Origin of the sequence: Lentzea albida (genome assembly GCF_900111005.1) — a bacterium.
GTDB lineage: Bacteria > Actinomycetota > Actinomycetes > Mycobacteriales > Pseudonocardiaceae > Lentzea > Lentzea albida.
The window spans coordinates 1-18,000 of the sequence record NZ_FOFV01000031.1 but is presented as its reverse complement, the minus strand read 5'-3'; the positions used below and the strand labels follow the sequence as shown (position 1 = coordinate 18,000).

Here is an 18,000-nt window from a genome sequence, read left to right as displayed (position 1 = left end):
GCGCTGGGGGCTGCGGCGCCACTTCGCCCTGGAGCGATGGGGTGGAGGTGACGTGGGCGCCCCGGTCGGAGGCCTATGTGACACCGGTGGCACCGGACACCGTCGGCGTCGCGATCCTGTCGCCGGTCCGGGGCGGCTTCACCGAGCAGCTCGCCGCTTTCCCCGAGCTGGCGGAGCGGCTGGCCGGTGCGGCACCGGTCTCGACCGTGCGCGGAGGAGGGCCGTTGAGGCAGCGGACCACCGGCCGGGTCGCCGGACGCGTGCTGCTGGCGGGCGACGCGGCGGGCTACGTCGACGCGCTGACCGGCGAGGGGCTCGCCCTGGCGCTGACGACCGGGGCCGAGCTCGTCCGCTGCCTGTCCGCCGGGCGTCCGGCGGACTACGACCGCGCCTGGGCGCGCACGTCGCGCCGGTCCCGCTGGCTGACGGAGTCGCTGCTGTGGGCCAGGAACCGGCCGGTGCTCGGGCGCCGGATCGTTCCCGCCGCGGTCCGCGCGCCGTGGCTGTTCGCCGCCGCGGTCGACCAGCTGGCTCGCTGATGGCCGCGCGCGACCGGTGGGACCTGGTCGTCGTCGGCGCCGGGCCCGCGGGCTCCACGGCCGCCCTGGCGGCGTTGCGCGCCGACCCGGACGCCCGCGTGCTGCTGCTGGACGCCGCGGAGTTCCCGCGCGACAAGGTCTGCGGCGACGGGGTCGCACCGCACGCGCTGGACGTCCTGGGCGGGCTCGGCGTGGACGTCGGCGCTCTCACCGCCGGCACGGCCCCCGTCCTCGGCCTGCGGCTGACCGCGCCGAGCGGCGTGACGGCCGCCAGGGGGTTCGCGCGCCCCACCTCGGTCGTCCCCCGCGCGCTGCTCGACGCGCGACTCGTCGCGGCTGCCCAGGAGGCGGGTGCGCGGCTGCGCCGGCACCGGGTGCGCTCGCTCGTCGCGGTGGCGGACGGCGTCGAGGTCGACGGGCGGTTCCACGCCCGCACGGTCATCGGCGCGGACGGCGCGGAGTCGGTCGTACGACGGCGAAGCGGAGCCAGGACCGCCAGACCGGGCACCACCGCCATCGCACTGCGCGGGTACACGAGCGCGGACCCGTGGCCGGAGCAGGAGCAGCGGCTCGTGATGGCCACCGCGCACTGGCCCGCGTACGCCTGGGTCTTCCCCGTCGGTGACGGCACCGCGAACGTCGGCTACGGCGAGCTCATCCGCACCGGTCCGCCGACGCGAGCGCATCTGACGGAACGCCTGCACGTGTTGCTGCCCGGCTGCCCTCCGCTGGCGCTGCGCGGGCACCGGCTGCCGTTGTCGCCGGGCAGGCCGGATGTCGGCCGCGGTCGCGTGCTGCTGGCCGGGGACGCGGCCTCGCTGATCAACCCGCTCACGGGCGAGGGGATCTACTACGCCGTCCTGTCCGGAGCCCTCGCCGGTGCGGCCGCGACGACAGCGGATCCCGCCGCGCACTACCGGCTGTCGTTGCGCCGTCTTCTCGGCAGACACCTGCGGCACACCGATGCCCTCGCCCTGCTTACCCGCGCGCCCGCCCTCGTGGACCTGGCCACGGCCGCGGCACGTGACGACCGGCATGCCTTCGACGAGCTCGTCGAGATCGGCCTGGGAGCGGGCACGATCAGTTCCGGCCTCGTGACGGCGATGCTCAGGGCAGCGGCCGGGAGGCCGCCACGCTCACCTCGGCGTTGACGTCGTCCGTGCGCGGACGTGCCGCGGCGCGATCCCGCGGCTGGTCACCGCCGTGGCGTAGACGCGCACCAGGTCGGACGCGACGCGGTGCCAGGAGTACCGCGCGAGCGCCCGGTCTCGTCCCGCGACGCTGAGCAGTTCCCGGTACGTGCCGTCGGCGAGCAGCGCGCGCAACGACTTGGCCGTGGCATCCGGTTTTCCCGGCGGGACCAGCACTCCGCTCAACCCGTCCACGACGACGTCGACGAGACCGCCGACCGCTGTGGCGAGAACGGGCGTGCCGCAGGCCATCGCCTCCAGCGCCACCCCGCCGGACGACCGCTCCCGCGGGGTGCACGCCACCACGTCGGCGGACCGCAGCAGCGCGGGCAGTTCGGCATAGGGCACGTGACCCGCGAATACGACGCGGTCACCGACCCCGGCCGAACGGGCGACTGCGAGCAGCCTCCTGGCCTCCTGGTCACCGTGGACGTCGCCCTGCGCGCCGCCGCCGGCGATCACCAGCTCCGCTCCCTCCACTGTGGACAGAGCACCGATCAGGTCGTCGAAACCCTTGTGCGGAAGCAGTCTTCCCACCGACACGATCCTGCGCGGCCGGTGCCGGTCGACGGCTGAAGGTCTCGGTGCGAAGAGGTCGAGATCGACGCCCTTCGGCACCACCACCAGTTTCGACCGGTCCACGCCCATGCCGAGAACGGCGCGAGCCTCCGCGGAGCTGGTCGCGACGACCAGGGCGACCTCATGACCGATGAGCCGTTCCACCGCAACGCGTTTGGTCGAGTCCGCCTCGGCCGCACGGTGGTCCTGAGGCCGTGCCGTGCCCAGCGAGTGGTAGGTCTGCACGACCGGCACCAGGCTGTTCCTGGCGCTCAGCACGGCGGCGATCCCGGACAGCCAGCCGTGGGCGTGCACGACGTCAGGGCGCCGCGCCTTCCAGGCCAGCTCGAGGAACTCGACGAGATCTCCCGCGTAGGCCAGGACTTCGTCCGCGCCGAGCTCCACCGGGGGCCCGGCCGGCACGTGCACGACCTCGTAGCCGCGCGGGCTGTGCACGAGCTGCGGAACGTGGGGATGGTCGCGCCGCGTGTAGACGACGACCCGGTGGCCGAGCGCGGCCAGCGCGGCCGCGAGTCCCGCGACGTGGAGACCCTGGCTGCCGGCGCCGGACGATCCGGGGTCGGCCAGCGGGCTGGAGAGCACGGAGACAAGCGCGATGTTCTTGCGCGTGAACGAGATCGGCTCGACACGGACGCCCACGGTGTTCTCCTCACGACGAGGTGATGAGACCGCGGGTCCGGGCGGTTGCTGCGTCTGCCAGCTCGTTCAGGTTACCCACACGGCGGCCGTCCGGCACTCCGGAACGCCGAGCACCCATTGAGCCGAGCCGAGATCCCGGTCCCGTCGGACGATGCCGCGGGACCGGTCCGGTCACAGATCGGTGGGACGTGGTGAGAGGACGACCTCGGGGCGCAGTTCGCCGAGAACGACCTCTCTGGCCACATCGGCCAGCCGGCGACCACCGTTGCGGGCGTAGCCGCGCAGCGTGTGGAACGCCTGCTCCATGTCGAGGTTCCCGGCGAACGCGAGCACACCCTTGGCCTGTTCGATGACGACCCGGCTGTTCAGCGCCATCTGCAGCTGCTCGGTGACCACCTCGCCGCGCCGGATGGCGCGTTCCTGCAGGATCCCGATCGTCGCCGTGTCCGCGAGGGTGCGCACGACCAGCAGGTCCTCGTCGCTGAGCAACCCGGTCTCGTGGCGGAACAGGTTCAGCGTGCCGATGGTCTCGCGCCGCAGCCTCATCGGTACGGCGTGCACCGAGGCGAAACCCCCCGCGAGGGCGAGCGGCGCGAACCGCGGCCAGCGCTGGACCTCCTTCGACAGGTCCGCGACGAGCACCGCCTCGCCGCTGTGCGCGCAGTCGTAGCACGGGCCCTCGCTCGCCTGGACCTGGAACAGCTCGAGCGTGCGCGTCTGGGCCGACGAGTAGGCCACCACCCGCAGGCCGCCGCGCTGGTCGGACAGCATCAACCCGGCCACCGTCGCGTCCAGCAACTGGACGCAGTGTTCGACCAGCCGGTGCAGCACGTCCACCACGTCGTAGTCGTCGACCAGCGTGTCCGCCAGCTCGACCAACGCGTGGAGCAACCGCGACTCCCGCTCGGTCCTGGACGGTGCGCTACCGCTCATCACCAGCTCCTGTCTTCTTCGTCCGACGGTAGTGCTGCCAGTACGGGGCCGCCGTCGAGGTCTCGCAGGCGGTCATGCGCGGAGCTCCAGCGGGGACAGCTCGCGGTTCACGATGTCCTTGGCGACCTCGTCGAGAGGTCTGCCCATCGCGAAGGCGTAGCCGCGCAACCGGGACAGCGCCTCCTCCGCGGAGATGCCGAGCGCGGCGAGCACCATGCCGGTCGCCTGGTGCACCTGTTCGCGGCCGGGCGAAAGCACACCCCGCAGGCCGTCGGCGCCGTCGAACTCGCCCAAGAGCACGCCGAGCAGCACCGCGGTCACCACGTCGACCACCTCCAGCGCGACGGCGAGCTCGTCCGCCGACAACCAGCCGGGCCGGCTTCGGTAGAGGTCGATCGCGCCGATGCCGATCGCCCCCGCCTGCAACGGGAACGCGAAGATCGCGCCGATGGGCAGCGCGGCGATCGCCGCCGCGAACACGGGCCACGCGAGGACCGACGCCTGCGACAGGTCGGGAACCAGCACGGGCCGGCGGGTCGCGAACGCCTCGAAGCACGGACCCTCGCCCAGGTCGAACTGGACGTTCTCGATCTTCATCGCGATCACGTCGCTGGCGTACAACGTCTCCCGCTCCTGCGGGCCACTCAGCACCGAGATCGAGGCGCCGTCCACCGGCAGCAGGCCCACGCACGCGCGGATCACGCGAGCCAGGACGTCGAGCTCGCTGTTGCTGTCGCGCAGCGCCGCGATCACCGTGGCGCGCGCTTCGATCACCGATCGGCGACGACTGTCAGGTTCGCGCACCTCTGGTCACACCGCCGAACAGCGACCACTGGTCCATGACTGGCACGGTTTCCTCCACCACGTCGACTGGTTCCAGTCGCTCCTGGACGTAGCGAGGTCTAGGCCCACGCCTTGCGTGACCGCATCAGGATCAACACACCCAGCCTACCGCGTGCCTTCGTGGCACGCCGTTCGCCCTACTGGCAACGGGTTTCAACGCACGCGGCGGCTGAGTCCTACCCTGGTCCGCCCGCCGGGGACCCGCGGTGGCGAAGGAGAACAGGTCCGGATCGCGCCGGTTCACCGGCGATGCGCGCGGGTGACCCCGCCGCCGGTGTGCGGGTCACGGCCGCGCGGGTAGACGTCGTGCTCGCTGATCGTGCCGTCCCGGTTGCGGGTGATGTGGTCCACCGCGTGCACGATCGCCATCTCACGGCCGTCGGCGCTCGCCTCCTCCTTGTTGAGGTGCGTGCTGGAGGCCTGGTCGTTGCCCTCCACCCGGTTCTTCCACCGGCCGTCCTCGAAGTAGGTCTCGATGTCGCCTCGCATGGGCTCACTCCTGTCGGGTCGTCCGGTCGAGTACCCCCGGCCGCGACCCGCACACCACTCACCCTCCGGCCGGCGACTCCGGCCAGGCGGCCTGGGCCTGCGCGGCGGTGGCGTAGGTGGTGAAGAAGGTGTCCAGCCCGATGAGCACGAGGGTGCGGGCGAGGTGGCGTGGGACGCCGGCGAGCGCCAGGCCGGCCTCCGCGGAGTGCGCGATGTTGCGGGCGGCGATCAGCGCGGAGATGCCGCTGGAGTCGCAGAAGAGCAGTCCGGTCAGGTCGAGCACGACCTGCTGGCCCGGCCGCGGCGAGATCGCCTCGACGGCCTGGAGCGCACGCGGGGCCGAGGCGGAGTCGAGCTCCCCGGCGAACTCGACCACCGGACCCGCTTCCAGGTCGAGCGTGGTGACGGTGAACGAGGTCATGGTCTCTCATCTCCAAGCAGGCGCACGCTGAGTGCGAGGAGCGCGGTGTCGTCGTCGACACCGTCGCCGAAGCTGTCGAGCAGCAGGGACACCGCGGCCACGGTCTCGGTCGCGCTGCCGACGTCGAGGGTGTCGGCCCAGTCGCGCAGGTCCTCCTCGTCGTAGCGGACGCGGCCGTGTGTGCGGGCCTCGGTGAGTCCGTCGGAGTAGAGCAGGAGTGTGTCACCGGGCCGCAGGCGCAGCTCGACCTCGACGAAGCGGGCGTCCGGCAGCGCGCCGATCAGCTGACCGCCCCTGGTGTCGAGGAGTTCGGCCGCACCGTTGTGGCGGATCACCAGCGCCGGTGGGTGCCCGCCGCTCGCGAGGGTGACTTTGGCGCCGTCTCCCGCCGGTTCGAGCAGGCCGTGGATGGCGGTGCAGAACCGCGGCGTCGCGCCGTGCTGGTCCTTGAGCAGCGCCGTGTTGAGGCGCTTCAGCACGGAGGCGGGACCGGGTTCCTGCACGGCGGCGGCGCGCAGCGTGTAGCGGGTCAGCGACGTGACCACGGCGGCCTCCGCGCCCTTGCCGGACACGTCGCCGAGGAAGAACGCCCACGTGTCGCCGGTGAGGGGGAAGAGGTCGTAGAAGTCGCCGCCCACCTCGTCCGCGGAGGCGGGGTGGTAGTAGGCCGCGACGTCCATGCCGGGCACGTCCGGCAACGACGGCGGCAACAGCGTGCGCTGCAAGGTGGAGGCCAGCAGCTGTACACGGTCGCGTTCCTGTTCCGCCTCCTGGCGTGCGCGCAGCAGTTCGTGTTCGTAGGCGCGCCGGTCACCGGCGTCGAAGATGGTGGTGCGGATCAGCTGAGCCGTGCCGTTCGCGCTCGTCTTGACCGTCGAACTGACCAGCACGGCCATTCGCGTTCCGTCCGCGCGCACCAGTTCCAGCGCGATACCGCCGATCTCGCCGTGCATGCGCAGCATCGGCGCGAAGTGCGTCTCGTGGTAGATCCGGTCGCCGACGGGGAGCAGATCGGCGAACCGCCGACGCCCGAGGAGTTCCGCGCGTTCGTGTCCCAGCCATCCCAGGAGCGTGGCGTTGATCTTGGCGATCGTGCCGTCCATCAGCGTGGACAGGTAGCCGCACGGTGCGTTCTCGTACAGGTCTTCCGCACTGTCCTCCAGCAACGCCGAGAACGTGGTCTCCACTCCGGCCTCCTCGCCGCTTCCCGCCGGGCGGATCACCGGGCGCCCGCGAACTCAGCGATCGCGGCCGCCGTCTGCTCTGGAGCGCTCAGCTGCGGGCAGTGGCCGATCGCATCGAGCGTCACCAGCACGCTGCCCTCGATCCGGTCGTGCACGAACTGGCCGACCTCGCGCGGCGCGATCGCGTCCGAGGAGCACTGCAGCACGGCGGTCCGCACGGTGACGTCCGCGAGGTCCGCGCGGTTGTCGGACAGGAAGGTGGTGCGCGCGAACACCCGCGCGATCGCCGGGTCGGTGCGGCAGAACGCGGCCTCCAGCTCACCGGCGACCTCGGGCCGGTCCGGGTTGCCGGCGATGACCGGCGCCATCGCCGCGGACCAGCCGAGGTAGTTCGACTCGAGCGAGTCGAGCAGCTCGTCGATGTCCGCACGGGTGAAACCGCCCCGGTAGTCGCCGTCGTCGAGGTAGCAGGGCGACGGGGTCAGCAGCACGAGCTTGGCGAACCTCTCGGGCTCGCGGTTGGCCGCGAGGACGGCGATCATCGCGCTGACCGAGTGTCCGACCAGCACGACGTCCCGCAGGTCCAGCTCCGCGCAGATCTCCAGCACGTCCTCGGCATAACCGTCGAGTGTGGTGTAGCGCTGCGGGGACCAGGCCGCGACGTCGGACCTGCCCGACCCGACGTGGTCGAACAGCACGATCCGGAACCGCTTCGACAGGTCAGGCACCACCAGCCTCCACAGGTTCTGGTCGCAGCCGAACCCGTGGGCGAGCAGCACCGTCGGAGCGTCCTCGCAACCGATGACGGTCACGTTGTTCCTGCGTCGGGCGTCCATCACCGCATCCTGTCACCTGTGCGCGCGGCGGCCGGCCTGGGTGCACCCGGCCACCGGCCGTCGGGTCCGGCGTCAGCGGAGCGCGAGCGGAGTCCGCGTCCGGCGTCTGTCCACTGTGGAAGATGATTCCGGCATGATCTTTCCGTGCTGTGCCGGTGCCCTGACGGACTCATTCCCGCGTCCCTTCGCGCGTGATCGCGTTCCGCAGCGCGTCCAGGGCGTGGTGTTGCAGCAATCTCACGGCCGCCGCCGTCGAGCCCAGTGCCGACGCCGCCTGCTCGGCGGTCAGGCCGCGCACCACGCGAAGCTCCAGCACGGCGCGTTGCTCAGGGCTGAGCACGCTCAGATGTCCCAGATCGGCGTGGGGCTGATCGCTCAAGAGGACACCGGCCCTGGACCGGAGGGATCCCGAAACCTGTGGGGAACGTGGTCTCGCACGGCCCACGCGAGGCCACGAGGTGCCTCGGCGTCGAGCTGCGACTGCACCGCCACCAGACTCTTCACCACTCGTCGTCCAGCAGCAGGGTGAGAGCGATGTCGGCCAGCTGCACTGCTCCGGCGACCTCGGTGGGTGTCAGCGCGTCGCCGTCGCCGCGGTGGATCTCCAGCACACCGAGCGGTTCCGCGCCGAGGGCGAGAGGAAAGGCGAAGATCGCCGCGACTCCGGCCTCGACCGCCGCGCCGGCCAGGAGCGGCCAGCGCACCGACGCCACGTGGTCCACGAGATCCGGCACGAGCACCGGCCAGTTCTGCCGGGCCGCTTCGAACGCGGGCCCCTCGCCGAGCATGGTCTGCAGCTCCGCGATCTCCTCGCCGCAGAACCCGGAACTCGTGTAGAGGTCACAGCGGCCTGCGGCCTCCCACAGGTAGAGCGCCGTGCCGATCGCGTTCGTCCGCACCCCGCACGCGATGCACACGTGCCGGACGGCGACCTGGCGGTGGACGAGCCGGGCGGCGACGTTCGCCGAGACCGCCGAAAGGCGGCTGATTTCGAGCATGGTGGGCAGCACTCCAGACCGTGACTGGCGAAGTGGGGCCACCGGGGTCCGGGGCGGCGTGGCGCGATTCCGCCCGACCGAGCCGGACGCCGGACCGATCCTAGCGTCGAGCGCGCCCGGCGACCTCCGCCGTTCGGTCACCGCGGCGAATCTCGGCTCACGGATGTCGTCCGGTGTGGCACGACACCACTTCGAGCACAGGCCGGCACCGGGTGCGCGTTCGCGGCTCGGCGACCTGCCAGGACCAGCGGCCTGTCAGGGCTGGGCACGGTCACCGGGGCGCAGAACGCGATCACCGCGGCCGACGCCGTTCTCGGCTTCCCGCCGGTTCCGGTCGCAGTGCGTTCACCGGCGCGGCGGCGTCCGCGGCGTCCGAGACCGCTGCGGCTGCCGCCTCGCTCGCCTGCGCGACGTCCTCCTCGGCCTGTGCGGCGGCGGCCTCCACGGCTTCGTCGCGCCCGGCGGCGACTGATCGTGGCAGCACCTCTGAGAACGCCTTGGAGACGTCTTGCAGTGCGGTGGTGACCTCGCTCGGGATTACCCAGAAGGTGTTGCCGGGACCGTCCGCGAGCTTGGGCAGCATCTGGAGGTACTGGTAGGCGAGGAGTTTCGGGTCGGGATCGTTGCGGTGCACTGACTGGAAGACCTGGTCGATGGCGCGGGACTCGCCCTCCGCCTTGAGGATGGTCGCGGCCCGGTTTCCTTCCGCGCGCAACACCGCGGCCTGCTTGTCGCCCTCGGCCGTGAGGATCTGCGACTGACGCTGTCCTTCGGCGTTGAGGATCGCGGCCCGCTTGTCGCGCTCGGCCCGCATCTGCTTCTCCATCGCCTCCTTGATGCTCTGCGGCGGGTCGATGGCCTTGATCTCCACGCGGTTGACCCGCAGACCCCACTTGCCGGTCGCGTCGTCGAGCACGCCGCGCAGCTGGTTGTTGATCGTGTCGCGTGAGGTGAGGGTCTTCTCCAGGTCCATGGAGCCGACGACGTTGCGCAGGGTGGTGACGGTGAGCTGCTCGACGGCCTGCAGGAAGCTGGCGATCTCGTAGGCGGCGGCCCGGGGGTCGGTGACCTGGAAGTACAGCACCGTGTCGATCTCCACCACGAGGTTGTCCTCGGTGATCACCGGCTGCGGCCGGAACGACACCACCTGCTCGCGCAGGTCGATCGGCGGGTAGACGCGGTCGACGTAGGGGATGACGAAGTTCAGGCCGGGCGTGAGGGTGCGCTGGTAGCGACCTAGACGTTCGACGTTGCGCGCACGTGCTTGCGGCACGATGCGCACAGCGCGCAGCACGGTGAACACCGCGAAGATCGCGAGCACCAGCCCGGCGACGAGCAGTGTGGACATGGCTCACTCCCGTGGGTAGACGACGGCGGTGGTGCCGTCGATGTGCAGTACGTCGACCGTGCTTCCGGCCGGGATGACGACGGACCTGTCGTACGGGCGAGCCGTCCAGTCCTCACCACGCAGCCGCACCAGGCCCTCGTGGTCGTTCACCTCACGCAGCACGTAGGCGGAAGCACCGACCAACGCCTCCACGCCGAACCGCTCCGGCCGCGGTCGCAGCATCATGCGCCGCGCCCAAGGCCTCACGAGCACCACGCCCGCGGCGGACACGACGCTGAACACCACGAGCTGACCGGCGAGCGGCAGACCGATCGCCGCCGACCCCGCCGTGGTGATCGCCGCGACGCCGAGCAGGCCGAGTGCCGCGGTGAGCGTGAAGATCTCGGCGATGGCCAGCACCAACCCGATGATCAGCCAGATGAGCCAGGGATCCACGGCGCCACCCTCCCCAGGTGGAGGTACGCCTCGAACGCGCGACGTCTCCTCACGATCGTCGATCCGAATCCGTTCTCGTGTGGCGCTGCTGCTACGGGTCTGCTGGTCATGTGGCCTCCGTCAAGCCGAACACGGACGAGTTCGATGCGAGCCTCACACCGCACGGATGCGGTTCTCGGCAGGCGCAGGGCCGCGGTCGTCACGTGGCGCGGCGCCGAGGTCGGGTGTCTGCTCCCGATGGGCACGTCGTGCGGGTGTCCGCGGGCCGAGCGCGTCGGTGAGGCGGAACTCGACGGTCGTGGGCAACTCGTCGATGGCGAGGGCTCGGCGCAGTCGTGGCAGCCCTTCCGCGACGAGTGCGTGCCGGATCGCGCCGGGCTCGCCGTCCTGCGTCGTGCTGATCACCAGTGCCAGAGCCGGGGCGTCCAGGCGCCCGGCCAGGGTGCCGTGCACGGCGTGCACGCCGGGGTAGGCCTCGATCTCTGCCAGCAAAGGGGTGATGGCAGTGCTCGCGGCCAGTTCGGTCCGGCCGCTGCCGGGTTCGGTGTCGTATCGCCAGGTGCTGCTCTCAGGTGTGCGGTCGGCCTGTGCGACGAGCCACCGGATCGCCAGGAGCCCGAGAGCCGCTGAGCCGATCGCGGCGACGTACCAGACCCACGTCGGCGGCAGGGCGTCGCCGGGAACGAGAGGGGCGTCGGGGCGGAGCAGGTTCAGGGTGGTGAGGGTCTCGGCCACCACGACACCGCCGCCGACGAGCAGCACCAGACCGGTGACCGCCAGCACGACGCGGTTGAGCCTTGCTGGCCTCTCGAGGCCGTTCATCGTGTTCTCCTGGCTTTGACGTGGACGACCACGGCTGGTCGGATGGCCGGCCGGATGCGGTCGAGCCGGTTCTCGACCGCGCCGCGCACGGCGGCGGCGAGCCCGTCGGTGATCGTGCGGTCCGTGCTGACGGTCGTGGTGATCGTGCGCCGTCCGAGGGTGAGCCTCGCGGCGGTGACGCCGTCGACCGATGAAGCGGCTGTGCGCAGGACGTTGCGCAGGCTCCGGCGGGTGACCCCGGAGTCCATCGTGGACCTGGTGTCCGGGTCGTCGTCGCGCAGTGGCAGTACGACGGGGTTGCCGGGGAGCACCGCGCACAGCAGCAGGCCCGCACCGAGCACGACGCAGACCGCGGCGGTGAGCGCGACGACGGGGTCTTCCCAGCGGGTGTCGTGCACAGCGGCGAAGACGGCGCGGGGATCGACCCACGGGTCCTGCCCGAGGAGCGTCTGCACCGACACGACGGCGGCGAGAACGCAGGCCGCGAGGACGGTCAGAGCCACGAGGACGGCCGGTGTGCTGCGGCGGGGCAACCGCTTCATCGGATCCTCCGCGGCGTCACGACCGCGCGGTGCAGTGCGGTGACGGTGATGTCGACCTTCGACACGCTCAGGCCGGTCAAGGCGTGGACCCGGCTGATCAGGTGTGTCCGCGCGGACTCGGCGGTGCTGCCCACCGGCGCCGGGTAGGTGATCGACAGCCGCACGTCGAGCGCGACGACCGCGCCGGTGATCCTCGCGGCGATCCGCACGTTCCGTTCGGCCTCCTCGGCGCCGACCGTGACACCGAGCACGCGCGGTGCGGAACCACCGATGCCGTCGACCTCGAGCGCCGCGTGCGAGGCGATCCGCTCCACAGCTCTTTCGCTGATCGTGAGGCTGCCGCGCGCACCTGGATCGTCCGTGTTCTCCTGCGCGGGTGGGCCTGCGGGGGTCACGACGGTCAGGTCCGGTCGCGGCCGGAGAGCGCCGAGATGTCGAGCTTGCCGTCGAGGACCCTGCCGACGACGAGCCCGGCCGCACCGAGCAGCAGCACGACGATGAAGGCGCCGAAACCGCCGAACGCGGCGGCGAAGCCGAGCGCGATGCCCGCGAGCATCCCGGTGGTGGTCGAGTTCATGGTGTTGTCCCTGCTCTGGTGGCCGGAGTGCGGCTCGTCGCCCAGGCCCTCGCGGAGGGCAGGGGGAGCTTGCGCGCCGAGCGACGCCCGGTGGTGATGCCGGGCGACAGGACGCGGGGAATCGCGATGTCGCCGATCCACAGGTGAACCGGGAACTCGACTCTCCCGATCGCGGCGTGGACGGTGGCGCGCACGGCCGCATCGACTTCGGCGGTCGTGGCCGGGTACCTCGCGACGACGCCGATGACGATCTCGTCCGTGCGCAGGCGAACTCCCTCCACCCTGCGGCCCGGCAGGAGGGTGACGATCTCCCCGTACCGGCCGCTGTGCGGTCCCGCCACCTGGGGAAGGACCGTCACCGCGGTGGCGATGACCATCGCGTCGATCTGGGGGCTCACTGCACCCGACCGGGTTCCGGAGTCCTGCCGTCGTCCTCCTCGCCGGGGATGTGGACGTCGGTGACCGCGATGTTGACCTCCACGACCTGGAGACCTGTCATCTGCTCGACCGCGCCGATCACGTTGCGGCGAACCGCACTGGCCAGGTCCGCGATGGACACGCCGTACTCGACGAGGATGTGCAGGTCGATGGCGGCCTGTCGCTCGCCGACCTCGACCGAGACTCCCTGACCCGCTGACGCGGTGGCGCCGGGAATGCGCTCGCGCAGCGAGCTGAAGGCACGCGCCGCGCCTCCGCCCAGCGCGTGCACACCGGGGATTTCGCGCGTGGCGAGTCCGGCGATCTTCTGGACCACGGTGTCGGCGACGGTGGTCGTCCCCTCGGAGGAGGAGAGCAGGCTCCTGTTGGACGTCGCGATCTCGGAGTTCGTGGTCTGCGCAGGTGGTGTGGCTGCGGAGATGGTCGGGTTGGTCACTGCGGGTCTCCTCGATCTTGCGTTCGGTGTGGAGCGGATCCCGGGAGATCTCCTGTGACCCGAACGGCTGCCGCCACGTGAGCGCGGCGGGGCCGCGAGTGGTGCAGGAGAACGAAGCAGTAGAAACGCTCCCGGAAATCCCCTGTCGCCTGGGTCCGGGGCGGTTGGATGTCTGATGAGTTCCCCGGCATGCGGACCGCAAACCACTGCGGAGCGAGTAGCGGGACGAGTCGGAGTCCGTCTTCCGAGTCCGATGTGGGCTAGAGAACCAGAGCACGCACCCTCGCAGAACGACGCCGCTGCTTGACGGCTACGGGACTTCCACCGCGCTGTCCACGCCGAAGTGGACTTCGCGCCGTCTGGCGATGACGCGGTGGACCCACCGCCGAGCAGCCCGTGTAGCGTGGTGCCATCAGTCATGGTTCCGAAGTACCGGTCGCCCGTGATCACGTGTCACGGGCGTTTTGCTGTTCAGCATCTCCGAGGGCCATGGCGGATCACCTCCGGCTCCGCATCGTGCGGGTGCCGAATCATGCTTGGCGCGCACATGGCCACCGGAACCGTCAAATGGTTCAACGCTGAAAAGGGCTTCGGCTTCATCGAGCAGGACGGCGGTGGCGCGGATGTGTTCGTCCACTACTCGAACATCGCCGCCCAGGGCTTCCGCGAGCTCCAGGAGGGCCAGAAGGTCTCCTTCGAGGTCACTCAGGGCCAGAAGGGCCCGCAGGCGGACAACGTCGTCCCCGCCTAGTTCTTGCTGAGCCGCTGAACAGCGGGTGCGTGAACGAACACCGAAGCCCGCCGGTTGGGTCCAACCGGCGGGCTTTGCTCGTGGAGCTGCGGGCGTCACCCGGCTGGGTGGCGGAGGGGTGAGCCGGCGTCGTGCAGGTGGCGCAGTACCTGGGCATAGGAGTGGCGCAGGGTGGTTTTGCTGTAGGGGATGCCGTGCCGGAGGCAGAAGTTCTCGACGAGGGGTTGCGCGTGCCGCAGGTTGGGGCGGGGCATGTGCGGGTAGAGGTGGTGCTCGATCTGGTGGTTGAGGCCGCCGAGCAGGGCGTCGACCCAGCGGCCGCCGGTGACGTTGCGGGAGGTGAGCACCTGCTTGTGGAGGTGGTCGAGGCGCTGGCCCTCGGTGATGATCGGCATGCCCTTGTGGTTGGGTGCGAAGGAGCAGCCGAGGTAGACGCCCATGAGGCCTTGGTGCACGGCGATGAACACGATCGCCTTCGCCGGCGACAGCACGAGGAACACCGCCGCCAGGTAGGCGATCATCGGCACGATCTGGAGCGCGGCTTCGCGCCACGGGTTTCGCAGTTCGTTGCGGCACAACGCGATGAGGCCGGAGATGCGCAGCACGGCGGCTTCCGCCAGCAGGAGCGGGAAGAACAAGAACGCCTGGTGCTTGGTGATCCAGCTGTACAGGCCGCGTTTCCGGGCGGCCTGGGCGCGGCTGAAGGCGAGGGCGTGGATCTCGATGTCGGGGTCGTGGTCCTCGTGGTTGGGGTTGGCGTGGTGGCGGTTGTGCTTGGCGACCCACCACTGGTAGCTGATGCCGGTGAGGCTGCCGTGCAGGTGCCCGACCACGTTGTTGTTGCGGTGACTGCGGAAGATCTGCCGGTGCCCCGCGTCATGGCCGATGAACGCCAGCTGTGTTGAGGCCACGGCCAGGGCGGCTGCCGTGAGCAGTTGCCACCAGGAGTTGCCCAGCATCGCGAAGGTCACGGCGATCGCGCCGAGCAGCAGCGCGTTGACCGTCATCCGCAGCAGGTAGTAGCCGCGTCGGCGGTTCAGCAGGCCGGCGGCCTTGAGTTCCTTGGTGAGGCGGGCGAAGTCGCTGCCGCGAGGGCGGTCAGCCGTGTCTGTCAGGACGTCGTGCGTTGAGGTCATGTACCTGCTCCGGGGGGTGGCTGTGTGGAGCCGTTGTGGTTTCACTTCTCGGCTTCGGTGTCCAGGCCGGGTTCGTCCGGTCCGGACTCCTCGGGTTGGCTGGTGTGCACGTCGGCGGGTGACACGTGTTCGTCGGCCTCGCTGCGCAGGGAGCGGATCGCGGAGTTGAGCACCGCCAGCAAGGGAACGGCGAGCAGTGCGCCCGCGATGCCTGCGACGAGCAGGCCTGCCGCGATGGCCAGCACCACCGCGAGCGGGTGCAGCTTCACCGCGCGTCCCAGCAGGAACGGTTGCAGGATGTGGCTTTCGAGCTGGTTCACCGCGATGACGATGATCAGGACGATCACCGCGGTCAGGGGACCGTTCGCGACGAGTGCGATGAGGACGGCGACGGCACCGGCCACCACCGCGCCGAAGATCGGGACGAACGCGCAGATGAACACCAGCGCCGCCAGCGGAACCGCCAGCGGTACGCGCAGCACGGCCAGTCCGATGCCGATACCGACCGCGTCCACCACCGCGACCGCTCCGGTGGCGCGGACGTAGCTGACCAGTGCGGCGAGGCTGCGCCTGCCTGCCACGTCGACCCGCCTGCGGGGTCCGTCGGGAACGACGCGGATGAGGAACTGCCAGATCCGGGGGCCGTCGTAGAGGAGGAACGCGAGCGCGAACAGCACCAGCAGCATCTCGGCGAGGGTCTCGCCGACTGTCGCGGCGGTGGTGATGGCGCCCGTCGTGATGCCGGACTGGTTGTCCTGCAAGGTTTTCAGGATCCGGTCGGCGAAGTCGCTCAGCTGGGTCTCGCTCAGTTGCAGCGGGCCGTTGACGAGCCAGCCGGAGATCGTGTCGATGCTTCGGGCCAGTTGCGCTGCCAGGTCCGGCAGGCCGTTGACGAAGGTCACCACGACGAACGTCAACATTCCGCCGAGCACGAGCAGTCCGCCGACCAGGACCAGCGCGGTGGCGAGACCTCGGGGAACTCGGTGTGCCATCAGGAAACCGACGGCCGGTGCGAGCAAGGCGGCCAGCAGCAGCGCGATCGCGAGCGGCACGACGAGTGCCGCCAGCCTGCTGAAGATGACACCGATTACGTAGAGCGCCGCGACCACGACGAGAAAGCGCCAGCTCAACGCTGCGCCGACCCGCAGCACAGCTGGAATCGGGCTTCGTTCGGGCGGCACTTCACCGCGGTCGGTGCTCACCAACGCCTCCAGTGTCGATTTCCGACGCCGGGGTCCGGGGGGGGGGGGGGGGGGGGGGGGGGTCATCGGTGAGTCGGCAGGTGGCTGCCTGTCTCTGCTCGGATTTCCCTGCCGCGCAGGGCGCAAACCCAGCTGGGACAGCAGGCGCTCGCGAACCACTCAGGTGTGTTGCTCGATCAACGGATGTGCTCGGGGATGTGGTCCAGTGCGCCCAGCACGTGCACGGCGAGAGCTCGCGAGGATTCGGCGCTGAGCTCGGAATGATCGGTCAGGGTGTCCTGAACCAGCTTGAGCCTGCGCTCGTACAGGGACACGTAGGTCGACGCTGTCATCTCTTCTCACTCTCTCGGCTGTGGTGCTCGGGTCTGGAGGGCGGTCGAGGAGAACAGGTCCGCGACGGTGTCGGTGTTGTCGCGGTGTGCGGCGCGCATCATCGCTTCATGTGCGGCCGATGAGGACGTGTCGGGGGGAACGAGCAGCAGGGTGAGGCGGCGCCGGTCTGAGGCGATGAGGTCCACGGTGTGGGCGGGTCTGGTCCGGAACCCGTCGAGCCGGACTCGGATGCCGTCGGCGGCTATGCGGCGCGGCGCGGTGTCCCAGTCGCTGAGGTGGTAGTTGACTCTGGGGATCTCACCGAGCCGGACGTTCAGCACTGCGAGCAGGGCGGGCAGTTCGGTGGTGAGGTCGTGGGAACGTGGCCACCAGGCGCCGTCGACGTATCCCGTGGCAGGCGCCTGCGGCCGCAGGCGCAGTCGCAGCGGAGACCGCGGCTGCTGTTCGTCGGCGTCGGCGGCCGGTGGGGCGGTGGATTGGTGAGGGACCGGCGTCATGCCGGACTCCAGTCTCGGCCAGAGAAAACTGCCGGTTCAGGTTTCGTCGAGTACGACCTGAGCTTGACCGCTCAGGTGCGAGATGTTCTCGACAAAATCAACCATACACCGTTTCAGTTGTGATCGACTGAAAAGTTTCGCGTTGTTCGTGTCGTCGGTGGGCATCCGCGAAGCTTCAGTCGCGACACCGCCGATCTATCCGTTTTCGCTGCTAGATGCCCTGTGGTGGGGCGAATGCGGGGCGGAGCTGTGTCGCTCGGCGGCCGAAGGGTTGCCATCGTCGGATTCTCATGTGAATTTCAGGTGATAATGCGCGCGGGTGGTATAGAGTATGCGAAAGAGATTATTTCGACGTTTTCAGATTTGAGGCTGAGAGCAGCTTCCCGCTCGCTCGTCGGGCAGGCGGTTCGTCTTGGTCATGAGGAGAGATTTCAGTGAGCACCGTCAGCGACAACGCATGAACGCAACTCCCGAAGATGCTTCAGTGATCGCGCAGCGACTGCACCTCGCCGCCGGCTTCCACTCGTCCGAACGCGACTGGGTCGTGGATCGCCTGGCCGCGCTCGGTTCCCGTCTGCGGTCGTACCGCGACGACGAGATCGAACTGGAGATCAGCCTCAAAGACCGCAAGGGCGTCGAGCAGCGCGTCATGCTGCAGTGCTGGATCAACCACGGCCATCGGCTGCACCTCGTCGCCACCTCGTCCCAGCGAGAGCTTCCCGCGGCGCTCAACGAGGTCCGCGACGAACTGATCCGTCAGGTCGGCGAGACCAAGACCCGCACCGAGCCGCGCAGCAACCGCGCGCTGCGGTCCGTCCCGACGCCGCCCGAA

The 18,000-nt window shown here is 70.2% G+C and carries 25 protein-coding genes; 4 read left to right on the top strand and 21 right to left on the bottom strand.

Annotated features, from left to right (window positions below; all coding sequences use genetic code 11):
- Positions 1 to 41 precede the first annotated feature (41 nt).
- On the top strand, positions 42 to 539 hold the full coding sequence (locus BMY74_RS46540; protein WP_245786709.1) for an NAD(P)/FAD-dependent oxidoreductase: 498 nt from the start codon (positions 42 to 44) through the stop codon (positions 537 to 539).
- The gene (locus tag BMY74_RS46535) at positions 539 to 1,690 is read left to right on the top strand and encodes a geranylgeranyl reductase family protein (protein ID WP_089927589.1); all 1,152 of its coding nucleotides are present in this window, start codon (positions 539 to 541) and stop codon (positions 1,688 to 1,690) included. Before BMY74_RS46540 ends, BMY74_RS46535 begins: the two co-directional genes overlap by 1 nt.
- Here BMY74_RS46535 and BMY74_RS42315 read toward each other — a convergent pair.
- The 17 genes from BMY74_RS42315 to BMY74_RS42235 all read right to left on the bottom strand — a co-directional run bounded on the left by BMY74_RS42315 (position 1,676) and on the right by BMY74_RS42235 (position 13,249).
- Positions 1,676 to 2,947: a glycosyltransferase gene (locus BMY74_RS42315; RefSeq protein ID WP_245786708.1), complete on the bottom strand. Its 1,272-nt coding sequence runs from the start codon at positions 2,945 to 2,947 to the stop codon at positions 1,676 to 1,678. The genes BMY74_RS46535 and BMY74_RS42315 overlap by 15 nt on opposite strands.
- A gap of 171 nt (positions 2,948 to 3,118) precedes the next feature.
- Positions 3,119 to 3,880, bottom strand: coding sequence for a GAF and ANTAR domain-containing protein (locus tag BMY74_RS42310; RefSeq protein WP_089927586.1), 762 nt, complete (start codon positions 3,878 to 3,880; stop codon positions 3,119 to 3,121).
- Positions 3,881 to 3,952: 72 nt separating this feature from the next.
- Positions 3,953 to 4,654 carry a GAF and ANTAR domain-containing protein gene (locus BMY74_RS42305; protein WP_089927583.1) on the bottom strand — a complete coding sequence of 234 codons (702 nt, stop codon included), beginning with the start codon at positions 4,652 to 4,654 and terminating at the stop codon, positions 3,953 to 3,955.
- A gap of 309 nt (positions 4,655 to 4,963) precedes the next feature.
- Positions 4,964 to 5,212, bottom strand: a complete 249-nt coding sequence (locus BMY74_RS42300) for a DUF2188 domain-containing protein (protein WP_089927581.1) — start codon at positions 5,210 to 5,212, stop codon at positions 4,964 to 4,966.
- A 58-nt stretch (positions 5,213 to 5,270) separates the two neighbouring features.
- Complete coding sequence (locus BMY74_RS42295; RefSeq protein ID WP_089927578.1) at positions 5,271 to 5,633, bottom strand: STAS domain-containing protein; 363 nt, start codon at positions 5,631 to 5,633, stop codon at positions 5,271 to 5,273.
- The gene (locus tag BMY74_RS42290; protein WP_245786707.1) at positions 5,630 to 6,820 is read right to left on the bottom strand and encodes a PP2C family protein-serine/threonine phosphatase; all 1,191 of its coding nucleotides are present in this window, start codon (positions 6,818 to 6,820) and stop codon (positions 5,630 to 5,632) included. Before BMY74_RS42290 ends, BMY74_RS42295 begins: the two co-directional genes overlap by 4 nt.
- A gap of 32 nt (positions 6,821 to 6,852) precedes the next feature.
- A complete protein-coding gene (locus tag BMY74_RS42285; protein ID WP_089927574.1) occupies positions 6,853 to 7,653 on the bottom strand; it encodes an alpha/beta fold hydrolase in 801 nt (266 codons plus the stop codon).
- Positions 7,654 to 7,822: 169 nt separating this feature from the next.
- Positions 7,823 to 8,032: a sigma factor-like helix-turn-helix DNA-binding protein gene (locus BMY74_RS42280; protein ID WP_176946912.1), complete on the bottom strand. Its 210-nt coding sequence runs from the start codon at positions 8,030 to 8,032 to the stop codon at positions 7,823 to 7,825.
- 121 nt (positions 8,033 to 8,153) lie between these two features.
- Positions 8,154 to 8,651, bottom strand: a complete 498-nt coding sequence (locus tag BMY74_RS42275) for a GAF domain-containing protein (RefSeq protein WP_143091949.1) — start codon at positions 8,649 to 8,651, stop codon at positions 8,154 to 8,156.
- 292 nt (positions 8,652 to 8,943) lie between these two features.
- A complete protein-coding gene (locus BMY74_RS42270; protein WP_089927566.1) occupies positions 8,944 to 9,999 on the bottom strand; it encodes an SPFH domain-containing protein in 1,056 nt (351 codons plus the stop codon).
- Positions 10,000 to 10,002: 3 nt separating this feature from the next.
- A complete protein-coding gene (locus BMY74_RS42265; RefSeq protein ID WP_089927563.1) occupies positions 10,003 to 10,434 on the bottom strand; it encodes an NfeD family protein in 432 nt (143 codons plus the stop codon).
- A gap of 153 nt (positions 10,435 to 10,587) precedes the next feature.
- On the bottom strand, positions 10,588 to 11,256 hold the full coding sequence (locus BMY74_RS42260) for an alkaline shock response membrane anchor protein AmaP (RefSeq protein WP_245786706.1): 669 nt from the start codon (positions 11,254 to 11,256) through the stop codon (positions 10,588 to 10,590).
- Positions 11,253 to 11,798, bottom strand: a complete 546-nt coding sequence (locus BMY74_RS42255) for a DUF6286 domain-containing protein (protein WP_089927560.1) — start codon at positions 11,796 to 11,798, stop codon at positions 11,253 to 11,255. The genes BMY74_RS42260 and BMY74_RS42255 overlap by 4 nt, the downstream gene beginning before the upstream one ends.
- Positions 11,795 to 12,193 (bottom strand): Asp23/Gls24 family envelope stress response protein, encoded by a 399-nt coding sequence (locus BMY74_RS42250; protein WP_089927557.1) that lies wholly within the window; start codon positions 12,191 to 12,193, stop codon positions 11,795 to 11,797. The genes BMY74_RS42255 and BMY74_RS42250 overlap by 4 nt, the downstream gene beginning before the upstream one ends.
- A gap of 5 nt (positions 12,194 to 12,198) precedes the next feature.
- Positions 12,199 to 12,375 carry a hypothetical protein gene (locus BMY74_RS45615; protein ID WP_089927554.1) on the bottom strand — a complete coding sequence of 59 codons (177 nt, stop codon included), beginning with the start codon at positions 12,373 to 12,375 and terminating at the stop codon, positions 12,199 to 12,201.
- Positions 12,372 to 12,773: a hypothetical protein gene (locus BMY74_RS42240; protein WP_176946911.1), complete on the bottom strand. Its 402-nt coding sequence runs from the start codon at positions 12,771 to 12,773 to the stop codon at positions 12,372 to 12,374. Before BMY74_RS42240 ends, BMY74_RS45615 begins: the two co-directional genes overlap by 4 nt.
- Positions 12,770 to 13,249, bottom strand: coding sequence for an Asp23/Gls24 family envelope stress response protein (locus BMY74_RS42235; protein ID WP_089927551.1), 480 nt, complete (start codon positions 13,247 to 13,249; stop codon positions 12,770 to 12,772). Before BMY74_RS42235 ends, BMY74_RS42240 begins: the two co-directional genes overlap by 4 nt.
- Before the next feature lie 547 nt (positions 13,250 to 13,796).
- Here BMY74_RS42235 and BMY74_RS42230 point away from each other — a divergent pair.
- Positions 13,797 to 14,000 (top strand): cold-shock protein, encoded by a 204-nt coding sequence (locus tag BMY74_RS42230; RefSeq protein ID WP_089927059.1) that lies wholly within the window; start codon positions 13,797 to 13,799, stop codon positions 13,998 to 14,000.
- A 95-nt stretch (positions 14,001 to 14,095) separates the two neighbouring features.
- Here BMY74_RS42230 and BMY74_RS42225 read toward each other — a convergent pair whose 3' ends face one another.
- The 4 genes from BMY74_RS42225 to BMY74_RS42215 all read right to left on the bottom strand — a co-directional run bounded on the left by BMY74_RS42225 (position 14,096) and on the right by BMY74_RS42215 (position 17,168).
- A complete protein-coding gene (locus tag BMY74_RS42225) occupies positions 14,096 to 15,136 on the bottom strand; it encodes a fatty acid desaturase family protein (protein WP_089927548.1) in 1,041 nt (346 codons plus the stop codon).
- 41 nt (positions 15,137 to 15,177) lie between these two features.
- Entirely contained in the window at positions 15,178 to 16,338 is a 1,161-nt protein-coding gene (locus tag BMY74_RS42220) for an AI-2E family transporter (protein ID WP_245786705.1), read from the bottom strand.
- 176 nt (positions 16,339 to 16,514) lie between these two features.
- The gene (locus tag BMY74_RS45610; protein WP_177230213.1) at positions 16,515 to 16,670 is read right to left on the bottom strand and encodes a DUF6307 family protein; all 156 of its coding nucleotides are present in this window, start codon (positions 16,668 to 16,670) and stop codon (positions 16,515 to 16,517) included.
- A gap of 6 nt (positions 16,671 to 16,676) precedes the next feature.
- The gene (locus BMY74_RS42215) at positions 16,677 to 17,168 is read right to left on the bottom strand and encodes a DUF5994 family protein (protein WP_089927542.1); all 492 of its coding nucleotides are present in this window, start codon (positions 17,166 to 17,168) and stop codon (positions 16,677 to 16,679) included.
- Positions 17,169 to 17,652: 484 nt separating this feature from the next.
- Between BMY74_RS42215 and BMY74_RS42210 the strand changes: the two genes are divergently transcribed.
- The coding region (locus tag BMY74_RS42210) for an HPF/RaiA family ribosome-associated protein (protein WP_177230197.1) at positions 17,653 to 18,000 on the top strand (348 nt) is incomplete at its 3' end.